Source organism: Streptomyces sp. 2A115 (assembly GCF_052245575.1).
Lineage (GTDB): Bacteria > Actinomycetota > Actinomycetes > Streptomycetales > Streptomycetaceae > Streptomyces.
Map to the genome: position 1 here is coordinate 47119 of NZ_JBQQCG010000031.1, position 24686 is coordinate 71804.

A 24686-nucleotide genomic window follows, 5' to 3' on the forward strand; every position below is an offset into this window, starting at 1 on the left:
CAAGAACTTTCCGTGGAACCACCCGTACGGGTAATCTAACTCGAACTCAACTCCCGCTCCTCAAGCGGCAGTTCGAGCAGAATGCCGTCCTCGCGCGCCCCCTTGCACTTCCTTGGCGGCCTCTTGCCCCGAAACCCCCTGAGGACGCACAGGATTGGGCCACTATGGCGGGCGTTACGCCCTATCCCAATGCAAGGGACCCCAGATGAGACTGACCGACATATCGCTGAACTGGCTGCTTCCGGGCGCCGTACTGCTCCTGGGCTTGCTGGCGGCGGTTGCGGTGCTCGCGCGCGGCAAGCGCGCCGGGGAGAAAACCCGCGCCGACGATTCGTGGGAGCGCACGGAAGAGCGGCGCAGGCGCAAGGAGGCCGTCTACGGCACCGCCTCCTACGTGCTGCTTTTCTGCTGCGCCGCGGTCGCCGCCGCACTCTCCTTCCATGGCCTGGTCGGCTTCGGCGAGCAGAACCTGAATCTCTCCGGTGGCTGGCAGTACCTGGTGCCGTTCGGCCTGGACGGCGCGGCCATGTTCTGTTCCGTGCTCGCGGTGCGTGAGGCCAGCCACGGTGACGCGGCCCTCGGCTCCCGGATACTCGTGTGGACGTTCGCGGCCGCCGCCGCCTGGTTCAACTGGGTGCACGCCCCCCGAGGCCTCGGGCACGCGGGCGCCCCGCACTTCTTCGCCGGCATGTCCCTGTCGGCCGCTGTTCTGTTCGACCGCGCACTGAAGCAGACCCGCCGCGCCGCACTGCGCGAGCAGGGCCTGGTGCCCCGTCCGCTGCCGCAGATCCGGATCGTACGGTGGCTGCGTGCCCCTCGTGAGACCTACGGCGCCTGGTCGCTGATGCTCCTGGAGAACGTGCGCAGCCTGGACGAGGCCGTCGAGGAAGTGCGCGAGGACAAGCGGGAGAAGGAGCAGAACCGGCAGCGTCGGCGCGACCAGGAGAAGCTGGACCGTGCCCGCATCAAGGCGATCACGCGCGGCCACCGCGGAATCCCCGGACGCGGCGGCCGTCAAGCGGAACTCCAGCCGGCCCCGACGGCCGCTCAGGTCACCGCGGAGCCCGCCATATCGACGCCGGAACTTCCCGTACGCGCCCGGCCCTCGCTGCAGCCCGTCCGCCGCGGCAGTGAGTCGTCGACGGTCGATCTCACCGCGGAGGACGACACAATGGCCCTGCCGCGGCTCGACTCCCTTGAGCGGAAGCTGAAGGACCTGGAGCAGCAGTTCGGCTGAGCGGGATCCAGGCCCCTGGTGGCCTCAACTCCGGATGGGGGCGCGGCAGTCTATGCCGCGCCCCCATCCAGTTCGAACCACACCACCTTGCCCACGCCGTGCGCCCGTACGCCCCAGGCGTCCGCGAGGGACTGCACCAGGACCAGGCCTCTGCCGTGCGTACCGTCGTCGGCGTTCGGTACCCGCAGCCTCGGCCTGCGTCCCACGAAGTCCCGCACCTCCACCCGGAGTCCGCGCGGGCCGACGGTGGCCGTCAGCATCGCGTCCCGGTCGGTGTGGATGAGCGCGTTGGTGACGAGTTCGCTGGTCAGTAGTTCCGCTATCTCGGATCTGCCGGGCCTTCCCCAGTGGGTGAGCAGGTCCCGCAGCGCCTTGCGGACCTCGGGCACCGCCCGTAGGTCGGACCGCGCGAGCCTCCGCCTGAGCTGCGGAGAGCCATGCTGGTCCGGCACGCTGTCCGCCGCTTCCTCCGCCGTCTTGGTCGTCTTCACCGTCTTCACCGAGAAGGCCCCGGATACGACGGGACCGCCTCCTCGCGCCTGCCTCTTCATGACCCCCGCCCGCACGCCGATGTCGGATCCCCTCCTGCTCGAACACGTTCACGGAATGCATGCCCCGCCCTGAACGTGACAGTCATGTCGAATCATCAACCACCTGCCGGCCGACCGGAGTGGAATCCCTACTCGCTGTCGATGCCCCTGGCTGTCGATGCCGCTGGTTCTGCTCGGCCATGAGTCAACGCGCCCCTCAGGTTTCCTGGGATCCCTTCACGTCGCCCCATGAACTCCCAGCGGCGCGGTTACACCTCCCATACGGCCGCAGCCGTCCGGTCGTCGGCGTATCCCTTCACGCGGACCAGGGTGTCCGCGAGGAACTCGGCGAGGCCGGGCGGATCGCCGCCGGACCAGCGGGAGGTGAGGTGCTCGGCCAGGCGGGGTTCGCCGCGGAGGGGTTCGGCGAGGCCGCTGGTGCACAGGAGGAGGGTGTCGCCCGGCCGGGCGACGGAAGCGCGGAAGCGGAAGGGGGCCCGGGGTGGTGGCTCGGGGGCGGGTTCGTACGGGCTCGGGGGTGTGGTGATTCCCAGGTCCATGGTGAGCCGGTCGCCGTCCGGGGTTTCGTGGGGCAGTGATCCGAACCCGACGACGGGCTCGCCGGTGGTGTCGGCGACGCGCGGCTCGATGTCCTGCCACTCCCCCTCACGCAGCCGGAAGAGGCCACCGGCTCCGACCCCGAAGAAGACCCGCGTACGGCACTCGGGGTCGGCGGGGAGCAGCAGGCAGCGCAGGTCGGCGGTGTACTCCTCGGGTTCGACGCCCTGCTCGGCCGCGCTGGCCCGCAGCTTGCCGATGCTCCGGTCGGTGAGCCGGTGCAGGCCCGACTTCAGGTCCCCGCGCCGGGCGGCCCTGATGTCCTCGGCCAGCCGAGCGTGACTGCGGCCCACGGCCTGCCCGATCCACTGGCACGCCTCGGCGGCGGCCCGGTGCGCGCCGGGCGTCGCGCGCGCTCCGGTCGCCATGGCGACGAGCACCAGCGCGCCGTCGCCCACGCCGAAGCGGGCGGTCAGCAGGGAGTCCCTGCGCGGCTCCCCCCGGTACCGCGCCGAGTCCCCCCGCACGGACACGGCCCGCAACGTACACGTCCCGTACGACGCCCCGTCCATCACGGTGTCGGCCACGAGGTCGTCGAGGTCGTTCGGGTCGGCCGGCGGCAGGGCGGTGGGTTCGGCTTCGTAGGTGGGCGGGCCGGAGCCCACGTAGTCGAGGGAGGCGGGGACGTGAGGGGCTTCTACCGGGGCTTCTACCGGGGGTTCGGCCGAGGAGACGTCCGAGGGAGCGTCGGGAGCGTCCACCGGAGTGGCGGGTGGGCCATCGGAAGAAAGGTCGGCGGAGGTGTTCGCCGATGTGTTGTACGGGGCGGATGGACGACGGCCGGCCTGGGCATCGGACCGTCCGGCCTGGAGGCTGTTGGCCCGGTCATCGGTCCACCCGTCGGACGGGGCCTCCGCGGGAGCGCCGGTGCGCCCCGGGGACGGGCTGCCGTAGGGGACATCGGCTCGTCCCGCGGCGCGGTTGCCGACGAGGGGATCCGTCGGCCCGACGAACGGGCCGTCTCGGCCTGGGGACCGGCCGTCTGCGGGCGGGCGGTCCGTCGGCGAGCCGTCTATGGGCGGGCGGTCCGTCGAAGGGCCGTCCACGGGCGGACCCCCGGCCGGGCCGTTCGGCGGCTGAGGGCGCTCGGGGGTGGCGGCGCCGGAAGGCGGACCCGTATCGGAAAGAGCTGCGTGCGGTGGCCCCGCGTCGGCGTACGCCGACGGCGAAGGGCCCTCGGCGGGCCCAGGTGACGCGGGCATCGCCGCCCCGGGCACCTCCGGGGGCGCACCGCGACGAGGCCCCGCTCCGTGGAATCCAGGTGACTTGGGTCCGGGCGGAAAGGAGTTCGGCCCGGGAGGTTCGGCGGGCGGAGCCTCCCAGGGGGCCCGCTGCCGCTGAAGCCCGCTGCGCCGCAACGCGTCGGCTTTCGACCCACTCGCCCCACTCGCCCCACCGTCCCGGAGTTCACCCCCGCCGGAGCCGTACGTGCCGGCCGCGAACCCATCGGCCACGTCGGTGCCGGATCCCGCTGGCTCCGCCCCACCCCCGAGCGGGTGTCGACGCTCGGCCGGTGCCCCCGTGCGGGGAGGCGGAATGCCGGGCCCCGCGGCGGACGGGAGGCTCGGTTCCCGCGCAGGCGGGGGCGGGGCCGAAGGAGGCGGGGGCGGGGTCTCGTCGCCGGGCACCCCCACCGTGTCCGCCGCCGAGGCGAAGCGGTCGTCGACGGAGTCGGCCGCGGGCGCCGGCCCGGTGTCCCCTGCGGAGTCGTCGTACAGCTGCCCCCACCAGTCGTCCTCATGACCGTTGGGCGTCTCCCCCTGCTGGCTCATGCCCCTAATTGTCCACTGCGCGGGCAGGATGAAAACGGTGCATCCGGAAAAACCGGCCGCGGGGTTGGTGCCGGACGGTGATACGAAACCGCCGGACGGTCCCACCCCCCACGGGAGAACCGCCCGGCGGCGCCGGTGTGACCAGGGCCTGACGCATGCCGTAGGCCCGGGCCACGGTCTGGACGACCGAGTCGGACTCGGTCCGTTCGGCCTCGAGTGTGGACTGCTTCCCTGAGCCCGAGCTGTGCTTCACGGCCGCGGCCCACCTACCATCCTGCTCGCCGACCGCCGCCCACGTCACGCGGGGTCCGAATCCGAGTCCGGATCGGAAGCGGAGGCGGAGGCGGACGCGGAAGCGGCGGAGGCGGCGGTCGGTCCGGTGGCCTGGAACGACGGGACTGACCTGCGATTCCGCCCGCGCTCCGGCACCCTGGGCACATGGGAGCGTGGGAACTCCTGCTGGTCGGCGTGGTGATACTGCTCGGCCTGGGCGGAGTGCTGGTACCCGGCGTACCAGGGGCGTGGCTCGTGTGGGCCGCGGTCCTGTGGTGGGCGTTCGAGGACCCCCAGGGGGTCTCCTGGGCCGTGCTCGTGGGCGCCACCGCCGTCCTCTTCCTCGCCCAGGTGATCCGCTGGCACCTGCCGCCTCGTCGGCTGCATACGAGCATCGCGACCACCCGGATGGCGGTACACGCGGGAGTCGGGGCTCTACTCGGCTTCTTCCTGCTGCCGGTGATCGGCGCGATACCCGGTTTCCTCGGCGGCGCCTACCTCTCCGAACGGCTGCGGCTCGGCGGGCGCCGGGAGGCCGTGGCGTCCGTCCGCTCGATGATGCGGATGGGCGGGACCAGCGTCCTGGTGGAACTGTTCGCGTGTCTGCTGATCATGGGTGCGTGGCTGTTCGCTGTGCTCTGGGGCTGAGCCCCGGACGACCTGAGGGCTGAGCCCCGGTACGACCTGGGGCTGAGCCCCGGACAACCTGAGGGCTGGGCCTCGGTACGACCTGGGGCTGAGCCCTGGACTCCCGCAACACATCGGATCTCTCCCTTCTTATTGACGACCACGCGCACCTTCTCTACGTTGCGTCCCGGGATAGCTCCGATGTATCTCCGTGTGCACGTAACCGCATGAGCCGCCAGGAGGCGCGATGCCCAGCCCGTCCAGCCATCCGTCCCGCCGCCCGTCCAGACGTACCGTGCTCGCCACCGGATCCGCCGTCGGCGGGACGCTTCTGGCCGGCGGTCTGCCGACGCAGGCGAACGCGGCCGACCCGGAAAACGCACCCTCCGCACCGTCCTCCGACCCCTGGCGCACCGTCCTCGACGACGCCGACCTCGTCTGGCAGCGGATGCCGAAGACCTGGTACGAGGGCCCGTATCTGGGCAACGGCTTCCTCGGCTCCGGGATCTATGCCGAGCCGAGCGCCGAAGGCACCGACCCGGACACCGTCAAGGCCATCCGCTTCAACATCCAGCACTCCGAGGTGCAGGACCACCGCCCGCAGTTCGGCTCGCTCTTCGGACTCGCCCGGCTGCCGATCGGCTACTTCACGCTGGAGCCGACAGGCGCGATCACCGGCATCGACTGGCGGCTCGGGCTGCGCGACGCCGAGCTGACCGGCACGCTCACTACGGACCGGGGCACGCTCACGATCCGCGCGCTCGTGCATACCTCTCGCTCCGTGCTGGCCGTCGAGGTGACGCCGAGCGAGGGCGAGCGCGACTTCCGGTGGGTGTTCCACCCGGCGGAGGCCATCAGCCCGCGCGCCGCGTTCCGACCGCTGCCGGAGGGGTACGCCGGCAACCCGCCCGCCGAGACCGGGGAACACGACGGTATCTCCGCCGCCGTACAACCGCTGCTGGCCGGCGGGCAGCACGTCACGGCGTGGCGGGAGCGGGCACGGGGGTCCGCGCGAACGCTGTACGTCCATGTCGCGCACTCGTATCCGAAGACCACGGCGCTGGGGCGGGCGCTCGGGGCCGTCCGGGACGCGGCACGTCTGCCGTACGACCTCCTCGCCGCCCCGCACCGCGCCTGGTGGCACGCCTTCTACCGCAAGAGCTTCCTGTCCCTGCCCGACGCGCGTATCCAGCGCTTCTACTGGATCCAGCTCTACAAGACGGCGTCGGCGGCCCGCCGCGACGCTCCCGTGATGGCCACGAGCGGCCCCTGGCTGGAGTCCACGCCCTGGCCGGCGACCTGGTGGAACCTGAACGTGCAGTTGGAGTACTGGCTGATCCACGGCTCCAACCACCTCGAACTCGACGCGGTGACAAGGGCGTTGAGCGAGTTCCGCGACAACCTCACGGCCGAGATGGCCACCGCGTACCGCGCCGACTCGCTCGGCATCCCGCGCACCACCGACGCGTACCTGGTCAACGGCGGCGCGACGAGCAACGCCCAGGGCTACGGCGTGGGCATCCCCGGCCAGGACCCGCCGACTCCCGAGGTCGGCAACCTCACCTGGGCCCTGCACAACGTCTGGCTCAGCTACCGCCACACCATGGACGAGTCGATCCTCCGCGATGTCCTCTTCCCCCTCCTCCGCAAGGCGATCAACTACTACCTGCGCTTCCTGGAGCCGGGCACGGACGGCAAGTTGCACCTCCCGGCGACGTTCTCACCCGAGTACGGCGGCAACAGCCGCGACTGCAACTACGACCTGATGCTGCTGACCTGGGGCTGCCGTACCCTCCTGGACTCCGCAGAACTCCTGGGCGTCGAGGACGAGTTGGCGCCGCGCTGGCGCGAGGTCCTGGACCGGCGGGTCGCGTACCCGACGGACGCGAACGGCTTCATGATCGGCGCGGACATCCCCTTCGCGAAGTCCCACCGCCACTACTCGCACCTGCTGGCCGTATACCCGCTGTACGAGCTGACGGGCCGCACTCCCGACGAAATAGCCCTGATAGAGAAGTCGTTGGCCCACTGGGTCGGCTTCGAGGGTGCCCTCCAGGGCTATACGTTCACGGGCGCGGCCTCGATGTCGGCGCTGCTCGGCAAGGGCGAGGACGCGCTCACGTACCTGGGCCAGTTGATGACCCGCTTCATCCAGCCCAACACGATGTACAAGGAGTCCGGCCCGGTCATCGAAACCCCGCTCTCGGCCGCCCAGTCACTCCACGACATGATCTGCCAGTCCTGGGGCGGCATCATCCGCCTCTTCCCCGCGCTGCCCGCCGCCTGGGCGGATCTGACCGTGCACGACTTCCGTACGCAGGGGGCGTTTCTGCTCAGTGCCGTGCGGAAGGACGGGGTGACCCGTTGGGTGCGGCTGGTCAGTGAGGCGGGCGCCCCCTGTGTCGTACGGCATGGGATCGAGGGAGCGATCGAGGTGCGGGACGGGCGCGGGCGACCGCTGCGGTACGAGGCCGCCGACGACGGAGCGATCCAAGTCGCCCTGAAGAAGGGCGAGTCGGCGCTGATCACCGCCAAGGGCGACCGGCCGGACCTGCGGATCGCGCCCGTGGAAGCGAACGAGGCGGCTCCTCGATGGGGGCTGCCCACGGCGTGAGTCACCCGGCGAGATCTTTGGGGATGCCGAGGAGACCTGCGAGATCGATGCTGTCGGCCATGGCCCGCATGCCCGCGTCGTTGAAGTGGAGGTGGTCGCCGGGGTCGTAGGCGGCCAGCATGCGGTGCGGCCGGGACGGGTCGCGGACGACGGCGTCGAAGTCCGCGACCGCGTCGAACAAGCCGCCGTAGCGGATGAGTTGGTTGACCGCACGGCGTACGCGCTCTCGTTCCTCCGTGTAGGCGCCGTGGCCGCCGAACGGGGTGAGCGTGACGCCGACGACGCGGATTCCGCGGGCATGGGCTCGCCGCACGATCTCGCGGTACGCGGTGCCGAGGGCGGCCGGGTCGGTCTGGTTCGGCGCGTTCTTGATGTCGTTGATGCCCTCCATCACGATCAGCGTGCGCACTCCGGTGCGGGAGAGGACGTCGGCGTCGAACCGGGCCAGGGCACTGGGCCCGCGGCCTTGGAGCAGCAGACGGTTCCCGGCGACTCCCGCGTTCAGGACGCCTCGTCGGCCGTTCGGCGGCAGCGCGCGGAGGCGTTCGGCGAGCCGGTCGGGCCAGCGACGGTTGGCGCTCGGCGTCGAAGCGGAGCCGTCGGTGAGGGAGTCGCCGAGCGCGACGACACTGCCGGCGGCGTGTGGGCCGCGTACGTCGACGCCGGTCACGTAGTACCAGGAGGAGGTCGTGGCGGTGTAGGAGGCGCCGGTCACGTCGGCGGTCCGATTCCCTTTCCGCGCGAGGAAGTTGGTCTGCAGGGCTGAGCGGTGGTAGGTCGCCGGGCCCGACTCGACCGGCGTGTAGAGGGTGACGAGGAGGTTGGCGGCGGCGGGGACGTGGAGCGTGACGGGATCGGTGACCACGTCCTTGCCCGCCGGCACCGTGACCTTCTTCCGGCCGCCGAAGGTGAGCGTACGCATCGTGCCCGGGAGCGCGTTCGGGCTGGTGGAAGCGTTCGGTACCTGCCGGGCCAGGGTGGCTCCGCCGAGGGCGAGCGGCCGGGTGCCGAGGCGGTTGGAGATGCGTACGCGGACCTCCGTACCGCCGACGCTCGTGTGGACGACGTTGCGGATCGAGGTGCCGGGGAGAGCGGCGGCGGTGCCGGAGGCGGCGGCTTCCCAGGTGCCGGTCCAGTGGGCGGCGGCCGCTGTAGCGGCTCGCGGAACGGGCTCAGGGCCTGCCGCGTGGGCGACCGTCGCGCCCGCCACCGTGAGCGTCAGCGCTCCGGCCAGTGCGACCAACCTCCGTACGGCCTCTGCCCGTTTGCCCTCTGTCCGACTGCCCTCAGCCCGTCCGTCCTCAGCCCATCTGCCCTCAGCCCGTCCGTCCTCAGCCCATCTGCCCTCAGCCCATCTGCTCTCAACCCGCCCGACATCTGTTCGTCCGACCTCGCCCATGCGTGCCTGCCTTCCACCGACGGAACCTCACGCGGCGGCGTAGGTCTCCGGGTCTAGGGCAAGGATCCGATGCGGGTTGCGGGATTCCCGTGTTTGGCTGCTGACATGACCGAATTCAGTGAAGCCGAACGGGCGTACCTAAAGTCCCAGCGCCTGGGCCGACTGGCCACCGTCGACCAGCACGGGCAACCGCAGGCGAACCCCGTCGGTTTCTTTCCGCAGGACGACGGGACGATCCTGATCGGCGGTTACGCCATGGGGTCCACCAAGAAGTGGCGCAACCTGCAGAAGAACCCCAAGGTCGCCCTCGTCATCGACGACATCGTCAGCTTGCATCCCTGGAAGGTGCGCGGCGTGGACATCCGTGGCGAAGCCGAACTCCTGACCGGCCCCCACGAGTTGGGCCCCCACTTCAGCGAGGAGCTGATCCGCGTCCACCCGCGGCGGATCCACAGCTGGGGTCTGGAGGAGTAGCCCGCGACGGCGCTCTCCTCGTAGACCGAACCTCAGCCAAAGCTCACCCTTCTGCGCGATGGACCTCGTCCCTGGGCGGGGAAATGCTGTCGGCATGGCAGAGACGGTGGAGATCCGCGTCCACGGCGTCAGCGGCACACACCCGCAGAGCCTTCTGGAGATCGAGAGCATCCGGCAGGTCGACGGCGACGACACGGCGCGGTTCTTCCGCCACTCGCCCGTGCCGCCGGCGTCGGGGACGCGGTGCGAGGCATTCCACTGGGGGACGATGACCTCCGGTTCCATTTCCAAGGCGCTGTGGCTCCTGATGGCTCCGTTCGGGGTGATCAACCTCGCCCGGTACACGCTGCCGATGAAGTCGGGGGCGGAGAGCAGGGGCACGCGGGTACGGGCCCGGGAGGTCGCCGACGTCTCCCTGCGGCTGCTCGGCCTGGTGATGACAGTGCTCCTGGTCACCGCCATCGCCTTCGTCTCGATCGACCTGGTCGCCTGGCAGTGCGGTGGCAGCCCGGAATGCGTGCGGCAGGTACCCCTCGTCGGCAGTCACGAGATCGGCTGGTCCTGGCGGCTGGCGTTCGGCACGGCGGTGGCCGCGGCCGTGGTGTGGCTGCTCGGCTCCTTCAGCACGAAGGTCTACCTCCACCCTGCCCGCGGCGCCGTACCGGTCAGGGCCAGGACCGGGCCGGAGGCCGAAGCCTCAGCCACGCCCCCACCCGGCCCCACGGCCCAGGCCAAGCTCGACTCCGACCCCGTAGGAGCCCTGAGCCAACGGGAGTTCTGGTCCCCGTCACCCCGTACCTCGTTGCTGCGCGTACTGCATCTCGCCACCGCGCTGGCTGTCGTCACGATGCTCGTCTCCCACCTGTCGACGCACGAGGCGTCCGGCCTGGACCCGGCCGACGGCTGGTCCCGCACCGCGCTGTGGGCACTGTTCTGGGCGGCCGCGGCGATCGCCGTCTGGTGTTTCGTGGTCACGGCGGCAGGCCAGGCGGTGGGGGCGAAGGACGTGGAGGCAGCCATCGACCCGAGCGCGGTCCCCACCGCCTACCGATGGCTGAACAGGGCCGCCTGGACGGTCTTCGCCGCCGCCGCGGTGATCGCGGCCGGCTTCGGCAGCCGTTCCGTACAGCGGCCGGACGACATGCGCTCGGCACGCCTGACGGGCTTCGACTGGGCGTTCCAGGCCCACTACGCGGCAGCCGCACTGCTCCTGCTCGTCCTCGCCGTGTCCAACCTCGTCCTGTCCCGCCGGTTCCCCACCCCGAACGTCCCACCCACACCGATCAACCCGACCATCCCACCGGCCTCAGTCACCCCGACCATCCCAGCGGCCTCAACCACCCCGACCGCCCCGACCATCCCCGCCGCCGTCAACCCGTACCGACGCATGTGGTCCGGCATGGCATGCACGATCCTGACAGGCTTCGCGGTGCTCCTGGCCACCGGCTTCACCTCCGGACTCGCCCTCCAGACGGCCCGGCTACTCGGTCACCCGGACCAGGTCACGGACACCGAGCAGCCGCTGGAACTCCCGGAGCTGTTCCACGTGACAGCCCTTCTCTGGGGCCTGCTGGTGGTCCCGCTGGCGCTGCTGGCCGTCGTCTTCCTGGGCTGCCGCTACCTCTGGCCCCGACTGCCCGGCGGCATGGATCTCCACTCCCGAATCACCGCCGACTACGCCCCCGAGGAAGTACCCGAGCGCACGGTCAAGGCTGTCGGCGCGGCCTGGCGGCGGTCCCGGCTCAAGTACCGGCTGCCCGTCTGGCTGGCAGGCCTGGGCATCGTCGGCGCGGTCGCCTCGGTGATACAGGGTGTCCTCGCCACCGCCGCGGTCCTCCCCGGCAGGGACCCGGGCCCGGACTGGATCAGCGAGAACGTGTACGGCACCGGTGGCCGCGCGACCTTCTTCTCCTTCTGCGCCGACGTGCTAGGCACTTGGTTGCTCACGGGCATCGCCCTCGGCCTGGCATTTCTCGGCGTACGCGCCTTCCGCAACCCCAGCTGGCGCCGCAGCGTGGGCATCCTGTGGGATCTGCTGGCCTTCTGGCCCCGCCTGACCCACCCGATCGTCCCGCCCCCGTACGGCGGCCGGGCGGTCCTCGCGCTCGCCCAGCGCGTCGAGGACAAGACCGGGGACGGCGGAAAGGTCGTCCTGTCGGGCCACAGCCAGGGCAGCCTGATCTGCGTGGCCGCGGCACTCACCGTCGCCCCTCGCGCCCGTGAGCGGCTCGCCCTGGTCACCCACGGTTCGCAGCTGATGTGGGCGTACGCGCGACTCTTCCCGGCGTACGTCGGCCAGGAGACCCTCACCGGCCTGTACGCCGATCTCTCCCACCGCTGGCGGAACCTGCACCGCTGGAGCGACTCCATCGGCGGTCCGGTCCTGGCTCATCCGGTCCCGGGCCCGGTGGATCCCGTACGCACCGACACGGCATGGCGGCGGATCGACGGCGTACCGATCTCCTCCCCGCGGCCCGAGTCGTCCACCACGGACGGGGTCTGGCTGCGCAAGTTGGGCCCCGAGTACCAACTGCGGGACCCGCACAACGTCAACGCCCGCGACGGCCACCCGGCCTCACCCCTCCTCGGCCACAGCTCGTACTACGCCGACCCCGCGTACGACATCGTGGTCCGGGAACTGTCGGACGCCATCGACTCCCCCATCACCACCCCTCCGCCTCCGCCTCCCTCCGCCCTTCCAGAGTCAGAAGCTGCCGCTTCCGCTCCAACCCGCCCGCATAGCCAGTGAGGGAGCCGTCCGCGCCGATCACCCGATGGCACGGACGGACGATCAGCAGCGGGTTGGCACCGATCGCGCCCCCAATGGCCCGTACCGCGGCACGTGGCGCACCGATCCTCGCGGCGACCTCGCCGTACGTGGTGGTCGCGCCGTAGGGCACGGAGTCGAGCGCGGCCCAGACCTTTTCCCGGAACCCGGTACCGGCAGCCCTCAACTCCAGCTCGAATTCCTTCAGTTCACCCGCGAAGTATGCGTCGATCTGCCGCTCGGCATCCCGAAAGCGGTCCGGCGCGTGCCACCAGCCGGGCTGGACGGTACGACCGCCTCTCTGGCCGGGCACGGAGAGGGAGGTCAGAGCCCCGAACTCGTCGCCGGTCAGAAGGAGTTGCCCAACAGGACTGTCGACGGACGCGTAGTACGTACTTTCCTTGGTCACGGTTGTTCAACTTCCAACTCGACTGGGCGCAAGGGGACTTGTGAAGCCGCGGCAGCCTCCAGGTGCCGCAGGGCATAGGAACGCCAGGGCCGCCACGCATCGGGAACGGACACACCGGGCGGGGCCACGTCGGGGTCACCAAGGGCACGGGTACGGATCACAGCCACGACCCGCGGGTCCACGCCCGGCAGGGAGAGCAGCGCCTCCCGCGCGTCATCACGGTCGGCACCCGCGTCGAGGCGCAGCTCGCCGTCGGCGAGGGCGGCGGCCAACGCGCCGAGACCGCCCCCGACCCCTGGTGCCCCCGCCAGCGCGGCCGGCTCGGGAAGGACATGCGTGAGCGTCCCGCAGGCCGCGTCCAGCACCTTCCCGTACGCGCGCACGAGCCGCTCGGCCTCGCCCCGCCCGACGAGCGCGCGCACAGCCAGCTCCTCCGGGTCCGCGGTCCCCGGCGAACGCAGCCCGGGCCGGGCGGCCACCAGCGGAGCGAGCCGCGCATCGGCACCCAACCGCTCATCGACGGCATACGGGTCGGCATCGAGATCGAAGAGCCGCCGCAGCCGCTGCACGGCGGTGGTGAGATCACGAAGATCCGTGAGATGCAGCCGGGCGTCGAGCCAGCCCCCGGCATGGGTGGCGGTCACCCGGGACGACTGGCCGGAGGCACCCGCACCGCGCCGCTCCTCCACAGCCACGATGCCGGTGCCGTAGGGGAGGCGGAGGGTACGCCGATACGTCCGGGAACCCGGGGCACCGGCCACCTCCTCGATGCCCGGGAGAGCCTCGGCGGCCAGCAGATCGAAAACAGCGGCGGTCTGGTACGGGCCCCGGTGGGCGAGGCGCAGCGGGATCCCCGCCGAGGGAGTGGCGGTACGACGCGACGCGGCACCCCGACGGGGCGTGGCGGCACGCAGCTCACTCGGCGTCGACGCGTACACCGCCCGGATCGTGTCGTTGAACTGCCGCACGCTCGCGAACCCGGCAGCGAACGCGATCTCCGTGATCGGTAGCTCCGTGGTCTGCAACAGCACCCGCGCGGTGTGCGCCCGCTGGGCCCGCGCCAGGGCCACCGGCCCAGCGCCCACCTCCTCGGTGAGCTGCCGCTGCACCTGCCGGGCGCTGTACCCGAGCCGCACGGCCAGCCCGGCGACACCCTCACGGTCCACGACCCCGTCACCGATCATGCGCATCGCCCGCCCCACGACGTCCGCGCGCACGTTCCACTCGGCGGACCCCGGCACCGCGTCGGGACGGCACCGCCGGCACGCCCGGTACCCGGAACCCTGCGCGGCCGCCGCCGTCGCGTAGTACCGCACGTTCTCCCGCTTCGGTGTCACCGCCGGACAACTCGGCCGACAGTAGATCCCCGTCGTCTCCACGGCGAAGAAGAACTCCCCGTCGAACCGGGCGTCCCGACTCCGCACGGCTTCGTACCTGGTCTCTTCGTCAATCACACCTCCCAGTGTGCGGCGACGCCGACCACTGGGCTGGCGGAATTCGGACATGACGTTGCCTGCCCTGTGGGGACCAGCGGGGGCTTGTCGCGCAGCCCTCGCCCCCCTGAGGTGCGTGCGGGGAGGGCTGCGCCCCCTTTCAGGGGCGCGGGGCGTGGACACTGTGCGGCTCCGCCGCGTGGGCGCGACCAGCCCTCACCCACCCGCAGACAACAACCGTCCAGGCTCAGTGCCAACGCCCTCGCTTGACCTCCATCGCGGCCCGCCCCTCAGCCCCTCGCCGCTTCCACTCCTTCCGGAGCTCCGCGCGAGCCCGCGCATCGGTCTTCGCCACGATCCGCTGGTTCTCCCGCAGCAGCTTGCGATAACTCTCGAGCCGCCGCTCGGGCAACACCCCGGAGGCAACGGCCTCCAACACCGCGCACCCGGGCTCCGCCACATGCGCACAGTCCTGGAACCGACACGAGGCGGCAAGCTCCTCGATCTCCGAGAACACCTGCCCGACCCCGCTCTCGGCGTCGAAGAGCCCCACACCCCGCAGCCCCGGCGTATCGATGAGAACGCCCCCACCGGGAAGAACGAGCAGGTTACGGGTCGTGGTGGTGTGCCGCCCCTTCCCGTCCACGTCACGTGCGGCCTGCACAGTCATCACCTCCTCACCGAGCAGCGCGTTGGCGAGCGTCGACTTGCCGGCCCCGGACTGCCCGAGCAGCACGGACGTACCTCCGGAGACGACCGCGGCAAGGACATCGAGCCCGTCCCCACCCGTAGCGCTGACCGCCAGCACCGGCACACCCGGCGCCGCGGTCTCCACGTCCCGCACCAGATACGACAACGAGACAGCGTCCGGCACGAGATCCGCCTTGGTCAGCACGACCAACGGCTGCGCCCCCGACTCCCAGGCCAGCGCGAGAAACCGCTCGATCCGCCCGAGATCGAGCTCGACCGCCAACGACACGGCGATGATCGCGAAGTCGACGTTGGCGGCAAGGATCTGCCCTTCCGACCGTTTGGACGAGGTCGACCGCACGAAGGCGGTACGGCGCGGCAGATACGCCTGTACGTACCGGGGATCGCCGCCGGCGTCGACGGCGGCCCAGTCCCCGGTGCAGATGACCCGCAGGGGATCGTGCGGAGTGACGAACTCGGTGTCGACCCGTACGAGCCCGTCGGCAGTGACCACATCGCACTGTCCACGGTCGACCCGCACGACCCGCCCCGGTTCGAGCCCACGCTCGAGATAGGGGACGAACTCAGCGGCCCACTCCTCGTCCCAGCCGTAGGCCGCGAGCGGATGTACGGAGAGGGCGGCAGAGGGGGAGGAAGACGACGCCGCGGACGAAACCGACGCGGACGAAGCCGAAGACGACGCCGAGAAAGACGACGAAGAAGAGAAAGACAAGGGGTGACCCTTCGAAGGGTGGCCCCGGCCGCGCGCACTCGGGCGCGGAGAAGAAGGGTGTCAGCCGGTGACCACAGAGGTGGATTCGATGAACTTCCGGATGCGGGCAGCGCCCATCTCGATGACAGCCATCGGTCACACCTCCCTGTTTCACACCAGCACAGCACCAGCGGCGAGCAACACCCGCCGTGAGAACACCCTCACCCTAGCCCGCGCCCCTCCGACCGGGCCATCGGTTTTTCAGCCCGAGTGCGTACAGCTCCGCCCGTTCAGCGTGAACTCGTCCGGCGCCGAATTCCCGCCCTTCCGCGAGGCGAGGAACCCAACGGAGAAGGAGTTCCCCGAAGCGACGGACTTGTTGTAGTCGGCGGCGGTGGCGGTCACCCGCGAGCCGTCCTGATCGAAAGTGCCGTCCCACATGCTGGTCACCTTCTGCCCGTCGGGGAACTTCCAGCTGACGCGCCAAGTGTCGAGGGCGTAGCGGGTCTTGACGGTGACGGTGGCCTGGAACCCGTCCGGCCACTCGTTGACGAGCTCGTATCGGGCATGGCACACGGCGGGCTCACTGGGGTTGGCCTCGACCTCACCCTGCTCCGCGGAGGACGACGAGTCCCCCTGGGTCGCCTTGTCGGAACCCGCGCCGGAAGCCGAACCCGACCCGTCGCCCGAATCCGAATCCGACGGCCTCGGCGAGGAAGTGGAGGACGTGGAGGCGTCCGACGCCGAACCCAACGGCGGGGAGCCGAACGGCGGCACCTGATCCCCCACCGGCTGTCGCCCCACCGCCTCCCCCTCCACGGACCCGCCGTCGGAGTCGAAGGGAACCAAGGAAACGACGAGCGCCAGCAGGGACACCACGGCGGCCGCGACGAGCATCCCGGCACGCCCGATCCGGGCCCTGCTCTCCTTGGGTTCGGGCGTCGACTCGCCCAGGTCGTCGGCCACTCCACGACTGAGCCCCGACTCGACGGCCCTGCGCCGCCGTTCCAGATAGGCGAGCCCACCCCAACCGATCACCCCGCCCGCCAGTGCGGCGGGCAGTCCGGTCCCGCTCCCGTCGAGCCGCAGGCAGGCGGCGGCCTCCGCGCACTCGACGCAGCGCGCGAGGTGTCGTGACAGGTCGGCGGGTATGTCGGCGCCGGGCGAGCGGGTGACGGCGTCGAGGAGCCGGGCGTAGCTGCGGCACTCCTCGGTGAGCGGGGTGTCGAGATGGTTGCGGTGACAGCGGTCGCGGAACACACCGCGGACCTGCTGGAGTTCGTCGGCCGCGCTCTCCGGGTCGAGGCCGAGCCGACGGGCAACGGCGGTCAGCGGCAGCGCCTCGACCTCGGCCAGCCACAGCAGCGCCGCGTCGGGCTCCTGCATGTCCCGCAGCCCGCGCAGCGCGAGCGGCCGTTCCAGGGGCGGGCCCGAAAATCGGGCAGCTTTCTCGGAGTTGAGCCAAAGGCGCAGGTCGGGGTCGAGTCGGCCGCCCTGGCCCTTGGCCTCCCAGGCGGCGGTCGTATGGCGTACGGCGGTCAGGAGCAGCGGGATCCGGGGCAGCCGGGGCGTACGGGCCCGGCGTCCGAAGCTCCTGCCGCCGGTGCCGGTCTCGGCCTCGGCCTCGGCGGCACGCGCTTCGCGTATGCCGAGGGAGAAGGCCTCGGAGGCAAGTTGGCGGGCGGTGGCGGAACCGCCGGTGCAGAGATCGGCGTACGAAAGGACGGCGTCCCAGCATTCCGAGAACAGTGTTGCCTCGGCGGCGTCCTGAGGGGTCGGCAGGTCGGGCATGGGTGGGGACTTCACCTGCATCCACAAGCGGGGTCAACTCACCTGGGTAATACGGGAGTTGGAGGGGCCGTCTTACGACGGATCCCGAGTTTTTCACGGTACCTGCACAACTGACAAGCGGCACCGGCAAATCCGGTTACCGCCTGCCATACGTCCCACCAGGCCCCACGGGCCTCAGAGGTGCGCTTCCACCCTCTCGTCCGCACCCTCGTCGGCCGGCAAGCTGTCCATGAACGAGCTCACCGAGAAGACGGCACGCCCCGGTCCGGGAGGACCGTATCCGGGCGGCGAGGAGAGCCCGAAGTCCTCCATCGTGGAGCGGTAGGCCTCGAGCAGGCGGATGTGGTACTCCAGCGGCGCGCCCTGTGGATTGGCCTTGCCGAGCGGCGTCGTGACCTCGGGGCACCACGTGGTGAACCGGGGGGTGATGCCGTGCGACATGAAGAAGCGCAGTCCCTCCGTGGTCGACGCGATGGCTTCGTCGACCGTCGTGAAGCCGAAGGGCTCGGCCATCTCCACGCCCGCGACGAAGTTGGGGATGACGTTGCGCGCGCCGAAGATCTCGGCGGAGTCGAGAATCCGGCGGTGCCACTCGTCGCGGCCGACGTAGCGCTCCTTGCCCGGGCAGTACAGCTCGAACAAGCGCCGGTCCCACACCTCGTAGTTGGGGTGGTAGATCTGCACCCCGTAGTCCTTGAACCGCTGCACGTCGTCCCTGGGCAACGCCTGCGCGACGACCTTCCCGATCCACCGTCCCGGGAACCGCTCCTCGATGGCCTTGGCGTAGTGCCCGTAGAAGTCGGCCTCGTCGCGCCCGGCGACCTTGGAGGTGATCGCGCCGCCGGTCAGCGTGTAGGCGGTGGACACCTTGGCGGTGTCGTACCGATCGATGATCTCGAGCGCTTCGAGGACTTCCTCGACGTCCTTCACCCCGGTGTACGGGCGGCCCGCCGCCTTGTGCTGGCGCCAGTTGTGGTTGATGTCGCAGTACTGGCACTCCTCCTTGGCGCCGAAGTACTGGCAGACCCGGAAGACCGTGAGATAGATCAGGTAGCCCCACTGGATCGTCGGGGCCACCTCCATCACGGACTTCCCGCTCGCGAGCGTGTGCCGGTAGTACTCCGGCATCGGCGGCACCCCGACGTCCGAGATCCGCTTCCCGTCGAGGTAGAGCCCGAGCATGCCGTCCTCGTCGGCGGCCACGCGATACGGCGAGGCGGGATTCACGCGCACGGACACGACGGTCCGGCGCAGGTCGTACGGACCACCGGTGAGGATGATCTCCTCGGGCGGACGCCTGAGCGCCGCCGCACCCAGCTCGGGCAGCGTGCCGTGGTCGAAGGAGAAGATGAAGTACGACTTCGGCTTGACGTCACCGTCTTCGTTGTCGGACAGCGCCGAGTCGTCGAAGGCCACGCCCCCTCGCAGCAGGTCCTCCTTGAAGACGGCTTCTCGCGGTACGTGCGGGAACCGTTCCATCAGATCCTCGACCAGCCCGGTACGGCTGCCCATCCCGTCCTCCTCGCTCCCGACTCGCCACGGTTTCCGTGCTCGACTCCTCACGGTATGCCCCTCCTTCCCGGTGCGGCCGTGCCGGGTCCCCTCTCGGCGGAAGAGTCGCGTCTAGAGTCACGCCGTGACCACCACCCCACCGGTACGCCTCCACCACACGGATCACCCGGGCACATCCCCCGCCCTCCTCCTCGTCCACGGCTGGGGCGGCGACGGCGACGACTGGACACCCACCCTCCTCCACTGGCGGCACCGGGTGATCGTTCCGGATCTGCGGGGTCACGGGCGCTCCCCCAAGCCCGCGAGGGGTTACGGCCCGGGCGACTTCGCCGCCGACCTCGCAGAGCTGCTGAACCGGCTGGCCCCCGGCCCGGTGGTCGCCGTCGGCCACTCGATGGGCGGACAGGCGGTCACGGCTCTCGCGGTGGAACACCCGGACCTCGTACGGGCCTTGGTGGTCGTCGACCCGGCGTACGGAGCCGACGAGGCGGAGGCGGCACGGATCCCCGGAGAGCAGCAGGAGCTGCGTCGGGAGGGCTCGGAATGGGCGGCGCGATTTGTGGCGGAGGCGTTCCGGGACGGGGTTCACGATCAGCTCCGGGAGCGGCAGCGGACATTGATGTCAGCCATGGATTCGGAGGTACTCGCCCAGTGCCGCGACGGCATGTACCTCACCCCGGACGCCTTCGGCCTGCGCCCCGCCACACGCGCCTACCTGTCCCGCCGAACCCACCCTGTGCTGGGCGTGTACTCGAACACGCCCGCCGCGGGCTTCGAGCGCGGGACGCTCACGCACCCGTCGTCCCATGTCGAGGTCTTCGAGGGGTGCGGCCACTTCCTGCACGAGGAGCGCCCCGGGGAGTTCGTCGAACTGGTCGAGCACTGGCTGACCGAGGTCTGACGTTCCCCGGGGACAGGCGGGTATCACTCGCCCCAGTCGAGCTGTGCCTCCGGCACACCCACCGACCTGCCGTAGTCCACCGCCGCGGCGCGGGCCTCCGTGTCACCGCGCGCGTAGCGGAAGACCCGGCCGGCGAAGACCACGAACACCTCCTCCGCCGTGTGGAAGTCGACGTACCAACCGCCTTGTGCGGCAAGGCAGTCGGCGAAGGCCGCCGCCAGTGGTCCGGCGGCCTCGTCCGGTGCATCGAAGTCGAGGAGGGTCCACTCCCCCGGCTGTGCGGGTGCCGCGGACGGCATCGCGATCCGTGACAGCTTGGTCACCCGCAGGGGCACCGAGTCCAACTCGGCGCCCACGCGCAGGCTTTCGGCGATCAGTACTCCTGTAAGCACTCGGCGAGGCTACAACGGGTCTACGGGCTACAGGTCTACATCGGCGCCTCGTCCGGCAGCTGGTACCAGAACTCGACCTCCGAGAGGTTGCAGCGGCCGTCGTGGGCGTCGTACACGCGGATCCTCTGGTACGAGGCACGCTCGGGGAGCTTGGCCTCGTACCACTGGGCGGCGGCGACCCCGCTGAGTGTGTGGATGTCGGTCCATGTCGTGCCGCCGTCGTTCGAGCCGCGGAAGACCGTGCCGTTGGCGCGGGTGAGATGGGTGGCGCGCGGGAAGACGCGGATTCGGTCGACGGTGATCGGGCCGGCGGTGCCCGCGTCGATGTCGATCCAGCTCTCGGTGGCCGTCAGGTCCGTGTATGTGGCGGTGTCGCCGTCGAAGGCACGCCAGCCCGCGGCCTCCTTGGTGCCGGTGCCGGGCCACTGGGTGGTGGAGGCCGCGACCATGGTCTGCGTCACGGCGAACTTGCGCAGCAACGTGTCGACGGAGACGAGGAGTTCATAAGCCGCGTACACCTCGTCGATCCGCTTGTCCTCGGTCTCGCCGGCCGCCTTCTCGACGCGGTCCAGTTCGGTGGTGAAGGCCGCGTACGACTTCTTCGTCCAGTCGGCCGGGTCCGTCTTCCGTGCTCTGGCGAGGACTTGGGCCAGTGTCTCGGCGACCGCCAGGGCCTCGGCGGAGTCGCGGATGCCGCCGCCGACGAGCGTCGCCGACACCTTGTACGAGCGCGTGCCGTGGCGCAGGTTCTTGTCCTCGTACGCGTACGAGCGCGTGTCCTTCTCTACAACTTCCCATTCCCCGGCACCTGTTGACCGCGAGAGGGTGAAGGTCAGGGCGTCCTCCGGCTTGTTCCAGCGGACGGTCGCGGTGTCGGCGTCGCGCTCGACGGAGAGCAGCACGGCCTGAGCCCCGAGGCCGTCCGCCGCCACCTCCGCGAACTCCGCGTCGCCGGTCGCCGCGAAGCCCGCGTGGACCGCGTACGGGAAGGGCGTGAACAGGGACGCGACGGTCACCCAGGTCTTTCCGTCGGTCGAGACCTGGCCGTGCACGCGGTGGGTGCTGATGTCGCGGACGATCCGTAGGTACGGCGTCGCGGCCAGGGTCTGCCCGTCGGGCCGCCGCGTGATCGGGGAGCGCTGGTCGTCCTGCCAGTCGTGGCGGCTGTCCCGGGTTCGGTTGTGGAGGACGAGCCGGCCGTCCTTGTCGGCGCCGAAGAAGAGGTGGCGGGTGTCGGCGGCGATCCGGTCCCGGAGCATCAGTCCGGTGAGCGGGCCGCGGGCTCCGGAGACCCGTGCGGTGAGTGTGAAGCTGCCCGTCAACGGGCGGCTCACGTAGTGGAGTTCGTCCTCGATGTCGCGGGACGGCACCTTGTAGTCGTCGCCCTCGCCGAGCCCGTCCCCGCGCGCCCCGAGCACGCGGACCGTCGAGCCGCGCACCGCCGCGCTGCCCGGCCGCGCCTTGAAGAGGGCGTCGTCGCGCCAGCCGGAGTTCCTGAGGCCGGGCGAGACGGACGGCGGCAGCTCGGCCCGGATGGTGTGGGAAGTCCAGCCGGCGTCTTGGCCGTTGACCGCCGTGACCGTGTAGAAGTACGTCTCGCCCGGTCGCGCCGACGCGTCCCTGAAGTGACGGGCCGTCACATCGGAGGCGATGACCTCGTACGGTCCCTGCCGCCGTGTCGCCCGCCGCACCACGTAACCCGAGGCGCCGGCGGTCGTCTGCCAGGTCACCGTGATCGCACCGTCACCGGGCAGCACGTGTACGAAGTCGACGTGCGCGGGCGGGAGTTCGGACACGTCGGCGGTCGGGAGCCTGAGCACAAGGCCGGTCTTCGGCGGCACGCTGACCTTGCCGGAGCGCACCGGAAGTTCCTTCCCGCTCACCAGATCAAGGACGGCCGTACCTACGGACGACGGCACCTCCACCTCGTACGCCCGCTCGTTCCCGTACACCGTCCGCGTCGTGTTGAAGACGAAGAGGTAGCGGCCGTACCGGGCTGTCAGCAGGTCCGGATAGCCCGAATACGCGTGGTCCGCCTCGAAGTTCTCCCGGCGGACCGTGCCCACGCCAGGCTGGAACGTGATCGGCGCGAGCTCGCCCGCGAGGGCCTGCGGGGCCGAGGAGTCCCCCGTCTGCTGGTCTTCCATGAAGTCGACGTCGATGTTGTCCATACGGGCCCAGTAGTCCTCGTACTGGAAGCGCCCGTTGGTGTTGAGCTGCACGATGTGGTCCCGGTTCGCCTGACGGACGTGCAGTCGGCCGTTGCGGGCGAACCCCCGCTGCCGCTCGTTGAGTTGGCCCCACAGATGGAGGTCGCCGTCCCTCAGCGACACGAACATGCAGTCCACGTCGACCCACGCGAACCGCTCGTAGTCGCCCTTGTCCACCGCGAGCGCGTCCAGCTCGGCCGCCGTGTAGTACGCGAAGTCCGTGTGCGGGTGGACGATGCCGGTCGGCTCCTGGGACTTCAGGTAGGCGTAGGTCTCGCCGAGCGTGAGGTCGTACTTGTTCTTGCCGGTGACGGACCCGAAGGAGCTGAAGTACTGGCGGTCGGCGATCTGCTGCTGCGCGAAGCCGACCGCCTCGCGGGCGTACGAGCGGGTGGCCGCCCAGTCGTCTCCGGCGTACCGGTCGGCGTGCTCGGTCATGTGCCGTGCCAGGGAAACGTAGTTGAGGATCTTGCCCTCGGAGATCCGCAGTGCGTAGCCGGGGAATCCGGGGAAGTTGGTGTTGCGCTCGTCGATCACCATCTCCATGCGCATGGTGCGCTTGAGGTTGTCGTCGAGGTCGGTCATGCGGGCGAGGGACCGGGCGTGCAGATTACGCAGTGCGAGTTCGAGGATCCGGTCGTTCAGCTCCTCGTCGCCCTGGTGGCCCCAGGTGCGGTGGAACCACTCGGGCAGGTAGTTCGTGGATTCACCGTAGTTGGCGACATAGCCGTTCTCGCGGGTGTGGCCCGCCTCGGTGATCGTGGTGAAGTGCTTGCCGAGGGGCAGCCGGCGCACCACGTTTCCGTCCTTGTCGAGCTTCGACTTGGCGAGGCCCTTGATGACGTACTTGATGTAGTCGTCGGTCCAGCGGGCCGTGGCGTCGTGGTAGAAGAGCGAGTGGAAGAGGTCCAGGTCCTGGCCGTCCGGGCCGACGAGCACCTCTTCGCCGAGGAAGGGCAGCCAGCCGAGCGCCTCACCCACGATGCGGTGACCGCGCGCCTTGCCCTCGTGGAAGGCGGAGCCGATGACCCGCAGGCCCTCGTGTGCCTCCCAGGCACCCTCGTACGTGTACATCACCTGGTTGTAGATGTACGAGAGCCGCGAGCGGGCGTAGTCGAAGTTGGCCTTCAGCACCCGGCCCCAGGCGGCACGGCGGGTCAGCCGGGAACCGTCGAAGTCGACGTCCTTCAGGGACGTCTGCCCCTCCTGCGTGCCTGTCACGAACTCCTCGTCCAGGAACGCCTCGAAGGCCTCGCGCCCGTAGACATCGTTGTCGGCGATCAGATTCTCGACGACGTACAGGGCCTCGCCGAGCGCCCCGTAGTAGCCGCCCCAGTCGCCCTGATGGCCGCCGCGCGCCAGGAGCCTGGTGTTGGCGTAGTAGTCCTTGGTGTGGTTGTCGACGCACTTGAAGACCCGCAGCAGCGCCGCTCTCCGCTCGGCGGCGGACCGCGCCGGGCACCAGCTCGCCTGGGTCAACGCGGTGGCGTAGAAGCGCAGTTCGTCCTGGTAGCGGACGATGCTGAGCCGGGCCGTCGCCGAGGCGTCGACCTTCGCCGAGTAGGTGTCGAAGAGCTTCACCTGGCCGGCCACGTAGCCGTCGACCAGCGCCTGCTTCTGCTCGTCCGACACATCCGCGACCGTGTCCGTGGGCGGCGTGAAGTCGGCCTGCGGCTCGTCACTCACGTCCAGGTACGCACCGGTGTGCGTGTAAGCCCGGTAGTAGCCACGCGAGTTGGCGGTGACCTTGGCGACGAAGCCGCCGTCGTACGTACGCAGAGTGATCTCGGCCCGCTCCCGCCCCTTCGTGTGCTCCAGCGGCAGCATCACCGTCGCGTAGAAGAAACGTCCGGGCAGCGGGCGGTTCGTGCCGGTGTTCAGCGCCTCGTAGTCGCCGGAGCGGCGGTAGCCGATCTGCTCGCCGTTGATGTACGCGATCGTCTTGTACGTGGAGGTGTCGCCGCCCCAGAACTTCACGGTGAGGTAGTTCTGATGGAGCGGATCGACCTGCACGGTGAAGCGGAGGTCGCCGCCCTTGATGTCGGGCGTGGCGAGCGGCTTGGCGACCCTTGCCCGGTCGCCCGCGTTGCCGTCCACCACCGCCGAGTCCGGGGCGTCCAGGTCATGTGCCGCCTCGGACTCGGGGTCACCGAAGTCGACGAGGTCGAGGCGTCTCGCGCCCTCCCCGTCCCCGTCCCCGTCGGCGGATGCCTGCTCGGCGGCTGTCCAGGACCACCCGGTCAGCGCGAGGGTTCCGGTGCCGACGGCGGCTCCGGCCAGGACGGATCTTCTGGAGACGGACATGCTGGATCCTCACGAGACGGC

General features: G+C 70.4%; 16 protein-coding genes. 6 read left to right on the forward strand and 10 right to left on the reverse strand.

Annotation, left to right across the window (positions count from 1 at the left end; translation table 11 throughout):
• The first annotated feature begins 205 nt into the window (after positions 1–205).
• Positions 206–1237 (forward strand): DUF2637 domain-containing protein, encoded by a 1032-nt coding sequence (locus ACTWQR_RS25880; protein WP_443229558.1) that lies wholly within the window; start codon positions 206–208, stop codon positions 1235–1237.
• A gap of 50 nt (positions 1238–1287) precedes the next feature.
• Here the strand turns inward: ACTWQR_RS25880 and ACTWQR_RS25885 are convergent, their stop codons facing one another.
• Both ACTWQR_RS25885 and ACTWQR_RS25890 read right to left on the reverse strand, forming a co-directional pair.
• Positions 1288–1728, reverse strand: a complete 441-nt coding sequence (locus ACTWQR_RS25885) for an ATP-binding protein (protein ID WP_443229559.1) — start codon at positions 1726–1728, stop codon at positions 1288–1290.
• Positions 1729–2036: 308 nt separating this feature from the next.
• Positions 2037–4157 carry a protein phosphatase 2C domain-containing protein gene (locus tag ACTWQR_RS25890; protein ID WP_443229560.1) on the reverse strand — a complete coding sequence of 707 codons (2121 nt, stop codon included), beginning with the start codon at positions 4155–4157 and terminating at the stop codon, positions 2037–2039.
• Positions 4158–4595: 438 nt separating this feature from the next.
• Between ACTWQR_RS25890 and ACTWQR_RS25895 the strand changes: the two genes are divergently transcribed.
• Together ACTWQR_RS25895 and ACTWQR_RS25900 are read left to right on the forward strand one after the other, a co-directional pair.
• Positions 4596–5078 (forward strand): DUF456 domain-containing protein, encoded by a 483-nt coding sequence (locus tag ACTWQR_RS25895; RefSeq protein WP_443229561.1) that lies wholly within the window; start codon positions 4596–4598, stop codon positions 5076–5078.
• Positions 5079–5304: 226 nt separating this feature from the next.
• Entirely contained in the window at positions 5305–7671 is a 2367-nt protein-coding gene (locus ACTWQR_RS25900; RefSeq protein WP_443229562.1) for a glycosyl hydrolase family 95 catalytic domain-containing protein, read from the forward strand.
• A 1-nt stretch (position 7672) separates the two neighbouring features.
• On the opposite strand, the gene ACTWQR_RS25905 is transcribed toward ACTWQR_RS25900, so the two are convergent.
• Positions 7673–8914, reverse strand: a complete 1242-nt coding sequence (locus ACTWQR_RS25905) for an SGNH/GDSL hydrolase family protein (RefSeq protein WP_443229563.1) — start codon at positions 8912–8914, stop codon at positions 7673–7675.
• Between the two features lie 261 nt (positions 8915–9175).
• Here ACTWQR_RS25905 and ACTWQR_RS25910 point away from each other — a divergent pair, with 261 nt between their 5' ends.
• The gene (locus tag ACTWQR_RS25910) at positions 9176–9544 is read left to right on the forward strand and encodes a PPOX class F420-dependent oxidoreductase (protein ID WP_443229564.1); all 369 of its coding nucleotides are present in this window, start codon (positions 9176–9178) and stop codon (positions 9542–9544) included.
• A 94-nt stretch (positions 9545–9638) separates the two neighbouring features.
• Positions 9639–12293, forward strand: coding sequence for a hypothetical protein (locus tag ACTWQR_RS25915; RefSeq protein WP_443229565.1), 2655 nt, complete (start codon positions 9639–9641; stop codon positions 12291–12293).
• Here ACTWQR_RS25915 and ACTWQR_RS25920 read toward each other — a convergent pair.
• The 5 genes from ACTWQR_RS25920 to ACTWQR_RS25940 form a co-directional block, all read right to left on the reverse strand.
• The gene (locus tag ACTWQR_RS25920; protein WP_443229566.1) at positions 12208–12720 is read right to left on the reverse strand and encodes a methylated-DNA--[protein]-cysteine S-methyltransferase; all 513 of its coding nucleotides are present in this window, start codon (positions 12718–12720) and stop codon (positions 12208–12210) included. The two genes, ACTWQR_RS25915 and ACTWQR_RS25920, sit on opposite strands and share 86 nt — an antisense overlap.
• Positions 12717–14225 (reverse strand): AlkA N-terminal domain-containing protein, encoded by a 1509-nt coding sequence (locus ACTWQR_RS25925; RefSeq protein WP_443229567.1) that lies wholly within the window; start codon positions 14223–14225, stop codon positions 12717–12719. Before ACTWQR_RS25925 ends, ACTWQR_RS25920 begins: the two co-directional genes overlap by 4 nt.
• 175 nt (positions 14226–14400) lie before the next feature.
• Entirely contained in the window at positions 14401–15576 is a 1176-nt protein-coding gene (gene rsgA, locus ACTWQR_RS25930) for a ribosome small subunit-dependent GTPase A (protein WP_443229568.1), read from the reverse strand.
• 240 nt (positions 15577–15816) lie between these two features.
• A complete protein-coding gene (locus ACTWQR_RS25935) occupies positions 15817–17346 on the reverse strand; it encodes a cellulose binding domain-containing protein (RefSeq protein ID WP_443229569.1) in 1530 nt (509 codons plus the stop codon).
• A gap of 174 nt (positions 17347–17520) precedes the next feature.
• A complete protein-coding gene (locus ACTWQR_RS25940; protein WP_443229570.1) occupies positions 17521–18858 on the reverse strand; it encodes a radical SAM protein in 1338 nt (445 codons plus the stop codon).
• A gap of 124 nt (positions 18859–18982) precedes the next feature.
• Between ACTWQR_RS25940 and ACTWQR_RS25945 the strand changes: the two genes are divergently transcribed.
• Entirely contained in the window at positions 18983–19759 is a 777-nt protein-coding gene (locus tag ACTWQR_RS25945; RefSeq protein WP_443229571.1) for an alpha/beta fold hydrolase, read from the forward strand.
• Positions 19760–19782: 23 nt separating this feature from the next.
• On the opposite strand, the gene ACTWQR_RS25950 is transcribed toward ACTWQR_RS25945, so the two are convergent.
• Both ACTWQR_RS25950 and ACTWQR_RS25955 read right to left on the reverse strand, forming a co-directional pair.
• Positions 19783–20151, reverse strand: a complete 369-nt coding sequence (locus tag ACTWQR_RS25950) for a hypothetical protein (protein ID WP_443229572.1) — start codon at positions 20149–20151, stop codon at positions 19783–19785.
• 35 nt (positions 20152–20186) lie between these two features.
• The gene (locus tag ACTWQR_RS25955; RefSeq protein ID WP_443229573.1) at positions 20187–24665 is read right to left on the reverse strand and encodes a Tat pathway signal protein; all 4479 of its coding nucleotides are present in this window, start codon (positions 24663–24665) and stop codon (positions 20187–20189) included.
• Between the last annotated feature and the right edge of the window lie 21 nt (positions 24666–24686).